Origin of the sequence: Aestuariivita boseongensis (genome assembly GCF_001262635.1) — a bacterium.
Classification (GTDB): Bacteria; Pseudomonadota; Alphaproteobacteria; order Rhodobacterales; family Rhodobacteraceae; genus Aestuariivita; species Aestuariivita boseongensis.
Map to the genome: position 1 here is coordinate 65,862 of NZ_JXYH01000007.1, position 14,985 is coordinate 80,846.

Here is a 14,985-nt window from a genome sequence, read left to right on the forward strand (position 1 = left end):
ATGTGACCAATTTACATCAATTTCCGGCGTCGTGTCACCTGGATATCCAGGTCAGTGATCTTTTTCCTGAGGGTATTGCGGTTTATCCCAAGAAGTTCAGCGCATTTTGCCTGATTTCCGCCCGTCGCATCCAGCGCAATCTCGATCAAAGGCATCTCGACCTCCTTGAGGATTCGCGCATAAAGACCCGGCGGCGGCAGCATGTTGCCATGCAGGTCGAAATAGCGCCGCAAATGCCGACCCACTGATGCCGACAGCTTTTCCGTGTCGCCCCCGCCCAGCACCGGCTCCATCTCGGGCTGCGATCCCAGCACGCCCTCCACTTCGCTGCGGGCGATCTCTTCGGCGCGGCTGGTCAGAACAAGACGGCGGATGGCGTTTTCCAGCTGGCGCACATTGCCCGGCCAGCTATAGGCGCGGAAAAGTTCCGCCGCCTCTTCGCTCAGCCGCCGCTTGGGCGCGCCGTCCCGCTCGGCGCGGGTCAGGAAGTGTTCGGCCAGAAGCGGGATGTCATCCACCCGCTCACGCACCGCCGGGACATGGATCGATGCACCCGACAAGCGGTAATAGAAATCCTGCCGGATCTGGCCCGCGTCCATTGCATGGGTCAGGTCGGTCTGACTGGTGGCCATGAAACGCGGCACATGATCGCCCGGCGCATCCATCATCCGAACGATGCGCGCCTGCAGTTCCTCTTCGATATCTCCGATCTCGTCGATCAGAAGCGTACCTCCCTTCACCCGCGCCAACACACGCGCCGGCCCTTCCAACTCGCGGATATCGGCGGCGGTGATGGTGACGAAAGGCAAGGTGCGCCGGTCGGAAAAATCGTGAATGGCCCGCGCAATCAGCGACTTTCCTGTCCCGCTTTCGCCCGAAATCAGCACTGGAAGATCGGTGTTCATCACCCGCGCGACCAGCCGGTAAAGCTGCTGCATGATCTGCGTGCGGCCCACCAGAGGCAGCTCATCGGGGCGCTCATCCTCGACCGGTTTCGGCTCGGACGGGGCGTGGCGTTTCATTTCAAGCGCGCGCGCGGTGCGCTTCATCAGATCGGGCAGATCAAAGGGTTTGGGCAGGTAATCATAGGCCTCGGCCTCGGCCGCCTGAATCGCCGTCATGATGGTGTTCTGCGCCGAAATCACGATCACCGGCAGCCCGGGACGATCTTCGGCGATCTTTGGCAGCATCTCCAACCCGTTGCCATCTGGCATGACCACGTCCGAGATCACCACATCGCCTTTCCCCTCGCCCACCCAGCGCATCAGCGTGGTCAGAGAGCTTGTGGCATGCACCTTGCAGCCCGCACGCGTCAGCGCCTGGGTCAGAACCGTGCGGATCGTGCGATCGTCGTCGGCGACCAGAACTGTACCATCCATTCCCGAAACTCCTTATTCAGCGCTCGTGTCGCGCGGGGCGCGCGGCAGTGACAAACGAAAGACAGTGCGTCCCGGCACCGAAGTGACCGAAATCCACCCGTCATGGTCTGAGATTATCTTCGACACCAAGGCCAAACCAAGGCCGGTGCCGTTTTCCCTTCCAGACACAAAGGGGTCGAAGATATCTGCCTTGATATCGTCCGGCAGGCCGGGGCCGTCATCAATGATCTCGACCTGAAGGGGCAGCGAATGGCCCGACCCATCGCTGCGCCGCAGGCGAAAAGAATGTTCGAAATAGGTATGAATGCGGATGTCGCCACCAATATCTCCCGCAGCTTCGGACGCATTCTTCAAAAGATTCAGCACCACCTGCAGCAATTGGTCCGGGTCGCCATAGGCCAGAGGCAACGAGGGGTCATAATCCTCGATGATCCGCATATGCGCGCCAAAGCCCAGCAGTGCCGACCGGCGGGCGCGGTCAAGAACATCATGGATATTGACCGGCTTAAGATCGGGGGCCGAAAGGTTCCCGAATTGTTCAACCTGCTCCAGAAGCTTCACGATCCGGCGACTTTCCGTGACGATTAAGTCTGTCAGTTCAAGGTCTTCCTGGCTGAGGTTCATGCTGAGCAATTGCGCCGCACCGGTGATCCCCGCCAAGGGGTTCTTGATCTCGTGGGCCAGCATCTCGGCCATGCCGATGGCCGACTGAGCGGCCGATTTCACCGAATGGCTTTGCGTCATCCGCCCGGCCAGTTCGCGCGGTGAAATCATCAGGATCATCATGCCGGGATGGTTCACCAAGGGTGCAATCTGCAACGCGCATTGCAACGGCGCGCGATTGCCCGTGCCCACATCCACATCATTGACGAAAAGCGGCGTGCCATTGGCACGGGCGCGCTGCAGCGCTTCCTCCAGCGGTGCGTCCACTGCGATCAGGTCCCAGACGGGCTGGCCCTCCACCTGCCGGGCCGAGGCGTTCAGGAACCCTTCACCGGCCGAATTGACGTCGGTAATCCGGTCATCGGTGTCGATCAGGAAGGCGGGCACCGGCAGCGATGCCCAGATGGACTTGTCGGAATTCATGCCGCCACCTCTGCAGTCCCGATCAGAGCATCCGGCAAAAGGCGCAGCACCTCGCCCGGGTCGCGCGAAGTCAGGATCGCACGGCGCAGCCCCGTATCGGTCCCCGCATCATCCATGTACCACCCCAGATGCTTGCGCGCGACGCGCAGGCCCAGATCCTGCCCGTAAAAGCTCAGCATCGCCTCGTAATGATCGCTGACCATGCGCACCAGATCGGCCCCTGCGGGCACCGTGGGCGCGTTCGTGCCGAAAAGCGCGTGGGCCACCTGCGCCAGAAGCCAGGGCCGCCCCTGCGCGCCGCGCCCGATCATCACACCGGCCGCGCCCGAGCGGGCCAACGCCGTCCGCGCGCTGTCCCCATCCACGATATCGCCATTGGCGATCACGGGGATCTCAACCGCCTCAACCACCTCAGCAATCGCCGCCCAATTGGCGTGGCCCTTATAGAACTGGCAGCGCGTGCGCCCATGGATGGTGATCATCTGAACACCGGCGCCTTCCGCCCGGCGCGCGATATCGGCAGCGTTCAGGCAATCGTCATCCCAGCCAAGTCGAGTCTTGAGTGTCACCGGCACATCCACGGCCTCAACCACCGCTTCGATCAGGCTCAGCGCGTGATCGGGTGTCTTCATCAGCGCCGACCCGGAATAACCATTCGTGACCTTCTTGGCCGGGCAGCCCATATTGATATCGATGATCCGTGCACCGTTGGCTTCGACCTGGCGCGCGGCCTCGGCCATCCAATGCGCCTCACGGCCTGCAATCTGAACGGATGTGCCTTCCACCTCTGCCCCGATCTCGGCCCGTTCGCACACGCCTGGCTTGGCCCGCACCATCTCCTGACTGGCGACCATTTCGCTCACGACAAGGCCCGCACCGAACGAGGCCACCAGATCACGCGTCGGGCGATCGGTGATCCCCGCCAATGGCGCGAGAAAAACCGGAGGGGTCAGTTCAAGTGTCGAGAGGTGAATCGTCACGCAGAGAAAACCTTTGTTTGGATCAGTACTAGGGTGCTGCACGCCCCAGCTTCAACTTAGAGCGCACGATAGATGGTGCAAATTCGATCACATGCTTAATTATTGTGCATTTCTCCGGGGGATTGTTCCCGCGTGCTCTGCAACCTACAACGAAGCAAGATCATTTTGACGGACCAGACGTGCCCAAATCCACTGCAGCCATCATCGTCGCCGCCGGGCGCGGCACCCGTGCCGGAGGGGGCCTGCCCAAACAGTGGCGCCCGCTGGCCGGGCAAACCGTCGCAGCGCATACCATTGCCGCTTTCGCGCGACATCCGCGCATCAACCACATCGTTCTCGTGGTCCATCCCGACGATCTCGACAGCGCCCCCTGGCCCGGCGATATGCAGGCGGAAATCGTCACTGGTGCAGACACACGGCGCGGGTCGGTGATGGCAGGGCTTGAGGTGCTGGAAGGCCGTTTCGATCAGGTCCTGATCCACGATGCCGCCCGCCCCTGCGTCAGCGCCCATGTCATCGACGGTGTGCTTGCCGCGCTGGAAGACGCCCCCGCCGCCGCCCCTGCCCTTGCTGTGGTCGATGCGCTCTGGACCGGGGAAGGCAGCACGGTCACCGGGACGCAATCACGCGAAGGGCTATATCGCGCGCAAACGCCCCAGGGTTTTGACCTGACCGCGATCCTGAATGCGCATCGCTGTTTTGATGAAGACGCCGCCGATGACGTGGAAATCGCCCGCCGCGCGGGCCTGCCCGTGACGATCACGGAAGGCGACGAAAACAACCTGAAAATCACGCGGGCCGAGGATTTCGCCCGCGCCGAAGCGATATTGGGACAAATCATGGATATCAGACTGGGCAATGGTTACGACGTGCACCGTTTCGGCCCCGGCGATCACGTAATCCTCTGCGGGGTGAAGGTGCCATTCGACCGGGCGCTGCAGGGCCATTCCGATGCCGATGTCGGCATGCATGCGGTCACAGACGCGATTTATGGTGCATTGGCCGAGGGCGATATCGGCCAGCATTTTCCGCCCTCGGACCCGCAATGGAAAGGGGCTGCAAGCGAGATTTTCCTGCGCCACGCCGTCGATCTGGCCGCAGAACGCGGCTTCCGCATCAGCAACGTGGATTGCACGCTGGTCTGCGAATTCCCCAAGATCGGCCCGCATGCCGCCAAGATGCGTGAGACCATGGCCAGGCTCATGGGGCTTGAGCCCTCACAGGTCTCGGTCAAGGCCACCACATCCGAACGGCTGGGCTTTACCGGGCGCGGCGAAGGCATCGCGTCGCTGGCCACCGTGGCGCTGGTGTCGAAATGACCGCACTGGCCCGGACGATTGCCACTTTTTTCGGCGTGGGCCTTCTAAAACCCGCGCCGGGCACCTGGGGATCATTTGCCGCGCTGCCGGTGGCATGGGGCCTGCATGTGCTGGGCGGCTTTCCCCTGTTCGCGCTGGCCACGCTGGCGGTGTTTGCCCTGGGCTGGTGGGCGACTGCAGTGGCAACACGCGGCACGGATGACCATGACCCATCCGAGATTGTCATAGACGAGGTCGCCGGCCAATGGATCGCACTTTGGGCGCTGTCCTGGCCCGCAACACGGCACGGGATCGACATCACCGCCCTTTGGCCGGGCTGGATCGCGGCCTTCGCGCTGTTCCGGCTGTTCGATATCACCAAATGGGGCCCCGTGGGCTGGGCCGACCGGCGCGGCGATGCCCTGGGCGTGATGCTGGATGATATCGTTGCCGGGGCTTTCGCGGCCATCGGCGTGGTGGTTCTGGCCGGTCTCTATCACGGGGTTCTTGGATTATGAACGCATCCGATCTTATTCTTATTGCTAGAAAAATTGGCATCACGATCGCCACGGCAGAAAGCTGCACCGGCGGCATGGTTGCCGCCGCACTGACTGAAATCGCTGGGTCGTCCGCTGTGTTCGACCGCGGTTTCGTGACCTATTCCAACGCGGCGAAAATGGACATGCTGGGCGTCAAGGCCGCCACTCTTGACGCATATGGAGCCGTCTCGGAAGAGGTCGCGCACGAGATGGCCGAAGGTGCGCTTGGTCATTCCAACGCGCAGCTTGCCGTGTCGATCACAGGCATCGCAGGCCCCGGCGGGTCCCAGCACAAACCCGAAGGGCGCGTCTGCTTTGGCCTGGCGCGTTCGGGTCATCCGACCATGACCGAAACGGTGGAATTCGGCGCCCTTGGGCGCGCCAATGTCCGCGCAGCCGCCAGGGATCATGCGCTCGATCTGCTGGGACAAGCCCTGACCACAGTTTGATCGAAAAGCAGGCAAAGGCGGCAGATCGACGCCTTTTTTCCGGGCAGTTTATAAAAAGCGGCGCTTTTGGGCGCATAATTCACCTATTGCCTCTTTTTTCCGCAGGGTTGCTCCGCTTGAAGCGCCGCTAACCAATACAAACCGGAAGGAAGGGACGGCATCATGAATGGAGCCGATACAGCCTGGATCATCGTGGCAACCGCCTTGGTCCTTTTCATGACATTGCCGGGACTGGCGCTGTTTTACGGCGGCCTCGTGCGCGCGCGAAATGTCCTGAGCGTTTTCATGCATTGCTATGCCATCGCCTGTCTGATGAGCGTGCTGTGGTTCGCCTTCGGCTATTCCATCGCCTTTGGCAGCGGTACCAGCGGATATTGGGGCGGGCTCGACAAGATGCTGCTTTTGGGGATGACCGCGGATGACCTCAGCGGCACCCTGCCTGAAATCCTGTTCTTCGCCTTCCAGATGACCTTTGCCATCATCACGCCGGCCCTGATCGTGGGTGCCTATGTGGAACGGGTGGGCTTCGGCTTTGTCCTGCTTTTCTCGGGGCTTTGGATGCTCTTGTGCTATGCGCCGGTGGTCCACTGGGTCTGGGGCGGCGGGATGCTGTCTGATGGCGGCATTTTCGGCGAAACCGGCGTGCGCGACTTTGCCGGCGGCATCGTGGTGCACCAGACGGCGGGTCTTGCTGCGCTGTTGCTGGCCGTCTTCCTTGGTCCGCGCCGCAACCAGACCACCCCGCCCCACAATCCCGGTTTCGTGATGATCGGTGCGGCGATGCTGTGGGTCGGCTGGTTTGGCTTCAATGGCGGCTCGCAACTGGCCGCAGATGGCGGCGCGGCCATGGCGCTGACGGTCACCCATATCTCGGCCGCGACAGCCTCGCTCACCTGGGCTCTGTGGGAAAAGATCAAATTCGGCAAAGCCTCCCTCGTCGGCATGGTCACCGGCACCATCGCGGGGCTTGCCTCTATCACCCCTGCCTCGGGCTTTGTCGGCCCGGTCGAGGCGCTGATCATCGGTGCAGTCGCAGGCGTCCTGTGTCAGGAAGCCGTCAACTTCGTACGAAATGCGCTGAAAATCGACGACACGCTGGATGTCTTCGCGGTGCATGGCGTGGGCGGTATCTTCGGCACGATCATGATCGCTGTCTTCGGCGCGGGCAGCTTCGTGGCCCAGCTGGGCAGCCTGGCCATCGTGGGTGTCTTCACCATCGTGGTGACCGTGGTTCTGATCTTCGTCGTACGCGCCATCACGCCGCTGCGCGTGGATGCGGAAACAGAAACCAACGGGCTGGATCTGAGCGTTCATGGCGAACGCGCCTATGACATGACCTCGTAAGAAGGCTGTCGGACAACAGCAAAGAGGGGGCCACGCGGCCCCCTTTTTTATGCCCCGCGCAGTGTTTTGGTCAGCGCGGCGATGTCCGGTCCGCCATCGGCATTCACCGCATTCCACAGCCGGTCCGACATGGCCTCCCCGATCAGGGCGCGCGATTTCTCCCGCACCTTCCGGACGCGCATGTCAAACGCGGCAGGCCGGGCCAGATCATGGAACCGCTCCTGAACCCCTCCTGCTGCATGCAGCGCGACCTGTGCGGCGGTATCGGCCAGACCCGCGTCGCCCCGCACGACCACCCGGTCGCGCAGATCCGTCAGCGCGGCATCAAGGATCACCCCCTCCTCGAACGCCATATCGGTTGTCAGGGGCAGCCCCTTCAGCGCCATCGCGCCGGTCAGGGTCAGGGAAAATTTCGCCTCAAGCCGCGTTTTGGGACGCGGGATATCGCACACATCCAGCCAGCGCGGATGCACCGCGATCTCCACCCGGTCGATACCTTCTGCGCCCTGAAGCTCTGACAGCGCCTCGATCGCTGCATGGGTGCCGTGACAACAGGCATAGAGCTTGTGCGAGATCTGCGGGAACAGCCAGCCGTCCACGTCAAACGCCGACAGATCGCCTGCGCCCGCATGGGTCGCGCCAAAGCCGAAAGGCCCGTCCAGCGCGGCGGGATTGGCCTCCATCCCACGCGCGGCCAGGGTCATCACCTCGATCCCTGCCGCCGCCGCCATGCCCGCGTGATAGGGTTTGGCCATTGTCCCGAACTGCGCCTTCATGCCAGAGGCACGGCTCGCCGCCAAAGCCAGCGCCTGCGCCAGACGCTCCGGATCGGTGCAATCGGGTCCTGCGGCAGCCAGCACGGCACCAAACACACCGGCGGTCGAGGTCTGGTGAAACCCCGCCTCGTAATGGGACCGACCCAGCCACATTCCCGTGCGGATCGACGCCTCTGCCCCGCCCAGGGCCGCGCGCAGCATCTGATCGCCACTCCAGCCGCCGCGTTCGGCCGCAGCCAATGCGGCAGGCATGATCACGGTGCTCACATGGCCAATATGGGCGAAATGCGTATCGTCGTAATCCAGCGCATGGCCGGCCGTGCCGTTGATCATCGCAGCCGCACGCGCAGGCATCCCCGTGGCCAGCCCGATGGCCGAGGCTTGCGCGACCCCGCCCGGCGCCTCCTCCGCCCCACGGACGATGCGCGTCACGGGTTCATCACGCCCCGCCCAGGCCACCGTGGCCCAGTCGAACAGCGACAGCCGCACCACGTCCAAAACATCGCCCGGCACATCCAAAGCGCGCGCCTTTTGCGCGAATGCGGCGATCCTGCCTGTCACATCTGCCATGATCCCCCCACTTCCTGCATCCATCCGGGCCAGGCCCGGCGCAAGCCGCTCAGGCCCCGTAAAGCTCTGCCGCGCGCCGCTCGAAGGCGCGGACAATCCGATGCATCGCCTCGTAGAACACAACGCCGATGATGCCCTGCAGAACCGCGTTGCGGAATTCGAAATCGACGAAGAAATCAACCTCGCAGCCGCCGCCCTCCACATCGCGGAAGGCCCAGGTCGATTTCATGTATCGGAATGGCCCGTCCAGATATTCGGTGTCGATCTTGCGCGCCGCGTCCCACAACATAACCCTGCTGCCGAATTTCTCGCGAAACACCTTGAATGAGATCACCAGATCCGCATCCATCCGCCGCCCCTCGCCTTCGGGCACGATCTGACGAATCCGTGCAGCGGCGCACCAGGGCAGAAACTGCGGGTATTTCGCCACATCGGCCACCAGGTCATACATCTGCTGCGCAGAATAGGGCAGCTTGCGTGTCTCGGAATGGGTGGGCATGTGGTGCGGGTGCTTTCTTGACGTGACTTGGGGCGCTCATGTCGTATGGTTGGCCCGCGAATTCAAGGGGAAAGCCATGGCAGAGCGGCCATATGTCATCGACGAAATGATCTCGGCCAAGGCGATTGCCGCGCGGATTGAGGAACTTTGCCACGACATCCGCCAGGAATTCGCCAGTACAGACAAGCTGGTGGTGGTGGGGCTTTTGCGAGGCAGCTTCGTCTTCATCGCCGATCTGGTGCGCGAGCTGGATGTGGCGGTGGAGGTCGATTTCCTTGAGGCCTCCTCATACGGAGACACCATGGAATCCAGCCGGGAAGTGCGCATTCTCAAGGATTTGCGCGGCGCAATTGAAGGGCGCGATGTGCTGGTTGTCGAAGATATCGTCGACACGGGTTTTACACTCAGCCATGTGATCAAGCTGCTCAACAGCCGCAAGCCCGAGCGGTTGAAGACTATTGCGCTGCTCGACAAACCGTCACGGCGCGAAGTGCCTGTGAAGGCCGATTGGATTGGCTTTGAAATTCCGGATGAATTTGTCGTGGGCTACGGGATCGACTTTGCACAGCGCAACCGAAACCTGCCCTTCATCGGCAAAGTTCGCTTTACCGATTGACCCCGGGCGCGAAGGCGTTTCGAAACGCCTTTACGGCGGCCGGGCCTGAGCGATCACGCATTTTCGAAAATGCGTGCAGGCTTTTCGAAAAGCCTGCTCCCCTGTTATTCCGCTGCTTCCGCAGGACCGCCGGTGGAATCGTCTGCATCCGCCTTCTTGCGCGGCTTGCGGCGTTTCTTGGGCGCAGCCTCGGGTGTGTCCACCAGACCCGACTCGCCCTCGTCCGCACTGGCATCAGCATCGGCCAGTTCCAGACCGCTCGTTTCCTGTTCCATCTCGGGCAGGGGCGCGTCGCCGCCATTGCTTTCGCGTTCCTGGCGCTCTGCGCGCTCGCGGTCCCGCTCGGCCTGGCGTTCGCGGTTCTGACGCTCCTGCTCTTCCCGGCGGGCGTCGATTTCACGTTGCGCTTCGCTCAGAAGGCGCAGGTAATGCTCTGCATGCTGCTGAAAGTTTTCAGCAGCCACCCGGTCGCCAGACAGCTGCGCATCGCGCGCCAGCTGGTTGTATTTGTCGATGATCTGTTGCGGTGTGCCGCGCACCTTACCCTCGGGACCCGAGCTGTCGAACACCCGGTTGACGACGTTGCCGCCTGAGGGCCGGTTGCGGTTCGACTTCGACCGCGAACGTGACTTGGAAGATCTCATGTAACTTTGATAAGCCTTATCTGTACTGTAACGAAACCCGGTCTTCTGGCGTTCCTTGCGCTTAATTTAGCCACGACAATTGCACGACTTTTCGGGTTTGGAGTTCAGCCCGCGCGCCCAGGGCACGCGTCGGCGAACAATATTGAGTAAACATGTCCTGACGAATCCTACAAGAGGGCATTCGCATTTTTCCCGCGAATGTGCCCAAAAACCGTGTTTTTCGGGTTAATCCCGCAAATCTTCGCCGATCCGGGCCGCCACGACACGGTCCCGGCGGTCAAGATCCCTGAGAACCGAAATGCCGCTGAACCCGGCCGCGGCCAGAATCTCGCTGACCGCAGAGGCCTGTGTCGGGCCGATTTCTACCAAGAGCCGCCCCCCGGGCACCAGATGGCGCGGCGCGCCCTTGGCGATGGCGCGATAGGCGCTCAACCCGTCCGCCCCATCGGTCAGCGCCATTTCCGGCTCGTGCCGGCGCACCTCGTCCGACAGGCCCGGCATTTCATCGGCGGCGATATAGGGCGGGTTCGACACAATCAGATCATAGCTGTCCGTCACCCGGCCGAACCAATCCGATTGCCGGATATCGGCGCGGTGCTGCACCCGGTGCATCACCGCATTGGCCGAAGCCTGCAGGCAGGCGGCCTCGCTCAGATCCACGCCCAGCCCCGTGGCGGCCGGGTTTTCCGCAAGAAGCGTGACCAGAATGGCCCCGGATCCCGTGCCCAGATCCAGCACACGTGAAAAGGGCTGGGACAAGGCCGCCTCGATCAGGGTTTCAGTTTCTGGCCTCGGATCAAGGACTTCGCGGCTTATCTTAAACCTACGGCCATAGAAATCGCGTTCGCCCAACAAATGGCTGACCGGCACCCGCACCGCGCGCAGCGATATCAACTGATCATAACGCTCCTCGATCTCGGGCTCCAGATCCTCGGGCGCGATCAAGGTCACGCGCGCGGCCTCGATCCGGGCCGCATGGGCCAGAAGCACCCGCGCATCGCGCGCGGGATCGGCGACACCAGCCGCCCGCAGGCGCGCGGTGGCGGCCACCATGGCTTCGGCTGCGGTTGTCATCCTTCCATCTCCGCCATCTGACGGGCCTGCGCATCGGTGATCAGCGCGTCAATAACCTCGTCCAGATCACCCTGCATGATCTGATCCAGCTTATAAAGCGTCAGATTGATGCGGTGATCGGTCATGCGCCCCTGCGGAAAGTTATAGGTCCGAATGCGTTCCGAGCGGTCACCCGAGCCCACCTGCGCCGCCCGATCGGCCGAGCGTTCGTCATGCTGGCGCTGACGCTCCAGATCGAAAAGCCGCGTTTTCAACACCTCCATCGCGATCTCGCGGTTGCGGTGCTGGGATTTCTGCGAACTGGTCACGACGATCCCCGTGGGAATATGCGTGATCCGTACCGCCGAATCGGTTGTGTTCACATGTTGCCCGCCTGCCCCGCTGGATCGCATCGTGTCGATGCGCAGATCACCAGGCGCGATGTCGATGTCCACGCCTTCGGCTTCGGGCAGCACAGCCACCGTCGCGGCCGAGGTATGGATGCGCCCGCCGCTTTCCGTCGTGGGCACGCGCTGCACCCGGTGGACGCCGGATTCGTATTTCATCCGGGCAAACACATTGTCGCCCTTGATCTGCGCGATCACTTCCTTGATCCCGCCCAGTTCGGTGGCCTGTTCTTCGATTATCTCAAAACGCCAGCCCTTCGCCTCGGCATAGCGGCTGTACATCCGCAAAAGGTCGCCCGCGAATAAGGCGGCCTCGTCCCCGCCGGTGCCGGGCCGGATTTCCAGGATCGCCGGTTTGCTGTCGGCCTCGTCCTTGGGCAGCAGCGCCAGTTGCAGCGCATGTTCCACCTCGGGCAAGCGTGCCGTCAGTGCGGGCAGCTCTTCTTCCGCCAAGGCCTTCATATCCGGATCGCCCAGCATCTCTTCGGCCTCGGCGATGTCGCTGCGGATCTTCTGCCAATACTCGATCTGATCCACGACAGGTTTCAAATCAGAATATTCGCGCGCTAAGGCAGCGATGTCAGAGCCGTCGGCCCCATCGGCCATTTTCGCTTCCAGAAACTGGAAGCGTTGGACGATTTGCATAAGGCGGTCTTCGGGGATCATGAGCGTATCTGGGCACTTACGAGGGATTGGTCAAGAGGATCCATTGTGCTAATCTGGCGTCATGAAAAAGTTTGCTGTTTCATTTATCGCACTCGCGCTGACTGCCACAGCAGCTTCGGCTGATGTCGTTGGTCCGGGTGGCAAAACGATCGACTGCTATTGCACCGATAAATCCGGTGCACGCGTGGAACTAGGCGAGATGATCTGCCTCCAGGTCGATGGGCGGATGTTCATGGCGCAATGCCAGATGTCGCTGAACGTGCCAATGTGGCGCGAAGTATCCGAAGGATGTCTCAGCTCGGGCCTATCCCCCGTCGCTGACCCGCTTCAGCGCAGCCAGCCAGCCATCAACACGATTTCGGTTTACCCCAAGATCTGATCGGCCAAAGCGCAGTCGGCCATATATCTTCAACCGCTCTCCCTCAGCCTGAACCGTCGTATAATCGGGAAAACCGATCACCTTGGTGCGGGTGACATAGGTGATCATCCCCTCTTCGACCGACCCGGCCAGAACCCGTGTGCGCGGCGTCTGCCGGATGATTGCATCCAACTGGCCCAGCCCGTTCGGACCGGTCTCCACAATCCGCTTTACACCATGGGGCAAGTCCTTGTCTGCGCTTACCTCCGGCGGTTTGTGCCAACGTGCAGGATCGCTGGGCGCCAGCCGGATATAGCCGAACCCCACAACAACGATGGCGATCAAAACCCATAATACCGTCATGAACCGTCCCATATTCTCGCCCGTGCCCTGCAACTGGGGCCGGGCACACCTTTGTTACCTGTACGTGACCCCGGGCAGCACGCAAAGAAGCTCGAACAACAGGTTGGCCGCGACCAGCCCGGTGTTGCCAGAGGGGTCATAGGGCGGCGACACTTCCACCATGTCGCATCCCACGATGTTCAGCCCGCGAAGGCCCCGGATCAGTTCCATCGCCTGCGGAGTGGTCAGCCCCCCGATCTCGGGCGTTCCGGTGCCCGGCGCGAAGGCCGGGTCAAGGCTATCAATATCATAGGTGACGTAAGTGGGCCTATCGCCGATATCGCGACGTATTTCCGCACCCAGTCCCGCCAGGGACTTGTGCCACAGATCCGGCGCCAGCCACATCTGGAAGCCCCAGCCCTGCGCCTCGGTAAAGTCCTCGGCAGTGTATCCCGTGCCGCGCAGACCCACCTGATAGACATGGGCCGCATCAATCAGCCCCTCCTCGTTAGCGCGGCGGAACACCGTGCCGTGGGTCTCACGCTCGCCAAACATCTCGTCATTCACATCTGCATGGGCATCCACATGCACCAATGCGAGGGGCCCGTGCTTTTCGGCCACCGCGCGCAGGATCGGCAGCGTGATAGAATGATCGCCGCCCATGGCCACGGGAATGATCGGATGCTTCAAGATCTCCCTGTAACTGTCTTGAATAATACGCAAACTGTCGGACAGAGAGAACGTATTGACCGCCAGATCCCCGATATCAGCCACGTTCAGGCTGTCAAACGGCGCCGCCCCCGTCTGCAGGTTATAAGGCCGGATCATCGCGCTTTCGGACCGGATCTGCTTGGGCCCAAACCGCGTGCCGGACCGCCACGAGGTGCCGATATCCATCGGCACGCCCACTATCCCCACATCCAGCCCCTCAAGGCTGCTGGCCTGCGGCAGGCGCATGAAGGTGTTGGGCCCGGAAAACCGCGCCAGATCGTTGCCGCTGATGGGTTGGTTCGTCATTGCTTGCCCCACCCCAACAGGCACAGGATTTCCGTCGCGATATGCGCGCCGGCAATCGCGGTGGCGCCTGTGGTGTCAAAGGGTGGCGACACTTCAACCACATCGCCACCTTTGATGTTGATGCCCGCCAAATCGCGCAGGATCGCCGCCACCTGCCAGCTGTGCAGCCCGCCCCACACCGGCGTACCCGTCCCCGGCGCAAAAGCCGGGTCCAACCCGTCGATATCAAAGCTCAGGTAAACCGGGTGATCGCCCACAACTTCCTTGATACGCATCACAGCCGCCGCCGGCCCGTTTTCATGCACCCATCGCGCATCCAGCGTGGGCACACCCAGATTGTCCTCATTCGTGGTGCGAATGCCCACCTGGATCGACCGTTCGGGATCCACGATCCCGGTTTTCACTGCCTTGTAGAACATCGTGCCATGATCGACCCGACCCATATCGTCATCAGGCCAGGTGTCGGAATGCGCGTCAAACTGGATCAGGCTGATCGGCCCGAACTTCTCGGCGTAAGCCTTTAGAATCGGGAAGGAAATGTAGTGATCGCCCCCCAAGGTCAGACTGGCCGCACCGGCGTTCAGAATGCCTCGGATATGCTCGGTCAACGCGCCCGGGAAGGCCGGCACGTTGGCATAGTCAAAAGCCAGATCGCCGTAATCTACAATCGCGCAGGTGCTGAGCACATCATAAGGCCAGCCATAGGGCGGATCATAGGGTTGCAGGGTCGACGCCTCCCGGATCGCCCGCGGCCCCAACCGCGTCCCGGGCCGGTTCGTCACCGCCTGATCAAACGGCACGCCGGTCACGGCGATATCCACACCCGTGAGGTCCTTGGTATAGCGGCGGCGCAGGAAGGACGTGGCCCCGCCAAACGCATTCTCGTAACTCAGCCCCTTCAGATCCTCCCGCGTAAAAGCCTGATCCACCTGTTTTTTCGCATCTTCCAACGCCATGATCCG

17 protein-coding genes are annotated in these 14,985 nt (G+C 62.0%); 6 read left to right on the top strand and 11 right to left on the bottom strand.

Features of this window, described 5'->3' with window-relative positions:
• Positions 1-11 precede the first annotated feature (11 nt).
• From TR61_RS04635 to dusB, 3 genes are read right to left on the bottom strand one after another with little or no spacing between them, the layout of a single operon-like run.
• Complete coding sequence (locus tag TR61_RS04635) at positions 12-1,379, bottom strand: response regulator (RefSeq protein WP_050928470.1); 1,368 nt, start codon at positions 1,377-1,379, stop codon at positions 12-14.
• Positions 1,380-1,391: 12 nt separating this feature from the next.
• On the bottom strand, positions 1,392-2,465 hold the full coding sequence (locus TR61_RS04640; RefSeq protein WP_050928472.1) for a two-component system sensor histidine kinase NtrB: 1,074 nt from the start codon (positions 2,463-2,465) through the stop codon (positions 1,392-1,394).
• Positions 2,462-3,445 (bottom strand): tRNA dihydrouridine synthase DusB, encoded by a 984-nt coding sequence (gene dusB / locus TR61_RS04645; protein ID WP_050928474.1) that lies wholly within the window; start codon positions 3,443-3,445, stop codon positions 2,462-2,464. Before dusB ends, TR61_RS04640 begins: the two co-directional genes overlap by 4 nt.
• Before the next feature lie 179 nt (positions 3,446-3,624).
• On the opposite strand from dusB, the gene TR61_RS04650 reads away from it, so the two are divergent.
• From TR61_RS04650 to TR61_RS04665, 4 genes are all read left to right on the top strand, one after another.
• Complete coding sequence (locus tag TR61_RS04650; protein ID WP_082181848.1) at positions 3,625-4,764, top strand: bifunctional 2-C-methyl-D-erythritol 4-phosphate cytidylyltransferase/2-C-methyl-D-erythritol 2,4-cyclodiphosphate synthase; 1,140 nt, start codon at positions 3,625-3,627, stop codon at positions 4,762-4,764.
• A complete protein-coding gene (locus TR61_RS04655; protein ID WP_050928476.1) occupies positions 4,761-5,261 on the top strand; it encodes a phosphatidylglycerophosphatase A family protein in 501 nt (166 codons plus the stop codon). The genes TR61_RS04650 and TR61_RS04655 overlap by 4 nt, the downstream gene beginning before the upstream one ends.
• Positions 5,258-5,731 carry a CinA family protein gene (locus tag TR61_RS04660; RefSeq protein ID WP_050928478.1) on the top strand — a complete coding sequence of 158 codons (474 nt, stop codon included), beginning with the start codon at positions 5,258-5,260 and terminating at the stop codon, positions 5,729-5,731. Before TR61_RS04655 ends, TR61_RS04660 begins: the two co-directional genes overlap by 4 nt.
• A 162-nt stretch (positions 5,732-5,893) precedes the next feature.
• Positions 5,894-7,075, top strand: a complete 1,182-nt coding sequence (locus tag TR61_RS04665) for an ammonium transporter (RefSeq protein WP_050928479.1) — start codon at positions 5,894-5,896, stop codon at positions 7,073-7,075.
• A gap of 47 nt (positions 7,076-7,122) precedes the next feature.
• On the opposite strand, the gene TR61_RS04670 is transcribed toward TR61_RS04665, so the two are convergent.
• Together TR61_RS04670 and TR61_RS04675 are read right to left on the bottom strand one after the other, a co-directional pair.
• Positions 7,123-8,421: an MmgE/PrpD family protein gene (locus TR61_RS04670; RefSeq protein ID WP_050928481.1), complete on the bottom strand. Its 1,299-nt coding sequence runs from the start codon at positions 8,419-8,421 to the stop codon at positions 7,123-7,125.
• Between the two features lie 49 nt (positions 8,422-8,470).
• Complete coding sequence (locus tag TR61_RS04675) at positions 8,471-8,920, bottom strand: type II toxin-antitoxin system RatA family toxin (RefSeq protein ID WP_050928483.1); 450 nt, start codon at positions 8,918-8,920, stop codon at positions 8,471-8,473.
• Positions 8,921-8,996: 76 nt separating this feature from the next.
• On the opposite strand from TR61_RS04675, the gene hpt reads away from it, so the two are divergent.
• A complete protein-coding gene (hpt, locus tag TR61_RS04680) occupies positions 8,997-9,536 on the top strand; it encodes a hypoxanthine phosphoribosyltransferase (protein ID WP_050928547.1) in 540 nt (179 codons plus the stop codon).
• 104 nt (positions 9,537-9,640) lie between these two features.
• Here the strand turns inward: hpt and TR61_RS04685 are convergent, their stop codons facing one another.
• The 3 genes from TR61_RS04685 to prfA form a co-directional block, all read right to left on the bottom strand.
• Positions 9,641-10,180 (bottom strand): DUF4167 domain-containing protein, encoded by a 540-nt coding sequence (locus tag TR61_RS04685; protein WP_050928485.1) that lies wholly within the window; start codon positions 10,178-10,180, stop codon positions 9,641-9,643.
• Between the two features lie 225 nt (positions 10,181-10,405).
• Positions 10,406-11,254 (bottom strand): peptide chain release factor N(5)-glutamine methyltransferase, encoded by an 849-nt coding sequence (gene prmC, locus TR61_RS04690; protein WP_050928487.1) that lies wholly within the window; start codon positions 11,252-11,254, stop codon positions 10,406-10,408.
• Entirely contained in the window at positions 11,251-12,306 is a 1,056-nt protein-coding gene (gene prfA / locus TR61_RS04695) for a peptide chain release factor 1 (RefSeq protein WP_050928489.1), read from the bottom strand. The genes prmC and prfA overlap by 4 nt, the downstream gene beginning before the upstream one ends.
• Before the next feature lie 61 nt (positions 12,307-12,367).
• Here prfA and TR61_RS20350 point away from each other — a divergent pair, with 61 nt between their 5' ends.
• Positions 12,368-12,685 (top strand): hypothetical protein, encoded by a 318-nt coding sequence (locus tag TR61_RS20350; RefSeq protein ID WP_082181850.1) that lies wholly within the window; start codon positions 12,368-12,370, stop codon positions 12,683-12,685.
• On the opposite strand, the gene TR61_RS04700 is transcribed toward TR61_RS20350, so the two are convergent.
• The 3 genes from TR61_RS04700 to speB (TR61_RS04710) are packed head-to-tail and all read right to left on the bottom strand — an operon-like array spanning position 12,611 to position 14,979.
• Complete coding sequence (locus TR61_RS04700; RefSeq protein ID WP_245626818.1) at positions 12,611-13,027, bottom strand: DUF1499 domain-containing protein; 417 nt, start codon at positions 13,025-13,027, stop codon at positions 12,611-12,613. The two genes, TR61_RS20350 and TR61_RS04700, sit on opposite strands and share 75 nt — an antisense overlap.
• Positions 13,028-13,081: 54 nt before the next feature.
• Complete coding sequence (speB, locus tag TR61_RS04705) at positions 13,082-14,023, bottom strand: agmatinase (protein WP_050928493.1); 942 nt, start codon at positions 14,021-14,023, stop codon at positions 13,082-13,084.
• On the bottom strand, positions 14,020-14,979 hold the full coding sequence (gene speB / locus TR61_RS04710) for an agmatinase (protein ID WP_050928495.1): 960 nt from the start codon (positions 14,977-14,979) through the stop codon (positions 14,020-14,022). Before speB (TR61_RS04710) ends, speB (TR61_RS04705) begins: the two co-directional genes overlap by 4 nt.
• Positions 14,980-14,985 lie beyond the last annotated feature (6 nt).

Coding starts and splice junctions, on each gene's coding strand:
- TR61_RS04670 (WP_050928481.1), bottom strand. CDS start 8,421: ATGGCAGATGTGACAGGCAGGATCGCCGCATTCGCGCAAAAGGCGCGC.
- speB (WP_050928493.1), bottom strand. CDS start 14,023: ATGACGAACCAACCCATCAGCGGCAACGATCTGGCGCGGTTTTCCGGG.
- TR61_RS04660 (WP_050928478.1), top strand. CDS start 5,258: ATGAACGCATCCGATCTTATTCTTATTGCTAGAAAAATTGGCATCACG.
- prfA (WP_050928489.1), bottom strand. CDS start 12,306: ATGATCCCCGAAGACCGCCTTATGCAAATCGTCCAACGCTTCCAGTTT.
- TR61_RS04635 (WP_050928470.1), bottom strand. CDS start 1,379: ATGGATGGTACAGTTCTGGTCGCCGACGACGATCGCACGATCCGCACG.
- TR61_RS04685 (WP_050928485.1), bottom strand. CDS start 10,180: ATGAGATCTTCCAAGTCACGTTCGCGGTCGAAGTCGAACCGCAACCGG.
- TR61_RS04700 (WP_245626818.1), bottom strand. CDS start 13,027: ATGACGGTATTATGGGTTTTGATCGCCATCGTTGTTGTGGGGTTCGGC.
- prmC (WP_050928487.1), bottom strand. CDS start 11,254: ATGACAACCGCAGCCGAAGCCATGGTGGCCGCCACCGCGCGCCTGCGG.
- TR61_RS20350 (WP_082181850.1), top strand. CDS start 12,368: ATGAAAAAGTTTGCTGTTTCATTTATCGCACTCGCGCTGACTGCCACA.
- TR61_RS04640 (WP_050928472.1), bottom strand. CDS start 2,465: ATGAATTCCGACAAGTCCATCTGGGCATCGCTGCCGGTGCCCGCCTTC.
- speB (WP_050928495.1), bottom strand. CDS start 14,979: ATGGCGTTGGAAGATGCGAAAAAACAGGTGGATCAGGCTTTTACGCGG.
- TR61_RS04675 (WP_050928483.1), bottom strand. CDS start 8,920: ATGCCCACCCATTCCGAGACACGCAAGCTGCCCTATTCTGCGCAGCAG.
- TR61_RS04655 (WP_050928476.1), top strand. CDS start 4,761: ATGACCGCACTGGCCCGGACGATTGCCACTTTTTTCGGCGTGGGCCTT.
- hpt (WP_050928547.1), top strand. CDS start 8,997: ATGGCAGAGCGGCCATATGTCATCGACGAAATGATCTCGGCCAAGGCG.
- TR61_RS04665 (WP_050928479.1), top strand. CDS start 5,894: ATGAATGGAGCCGATACAGCCTGGATCATCGTGGCAACCGCCTTGGTC.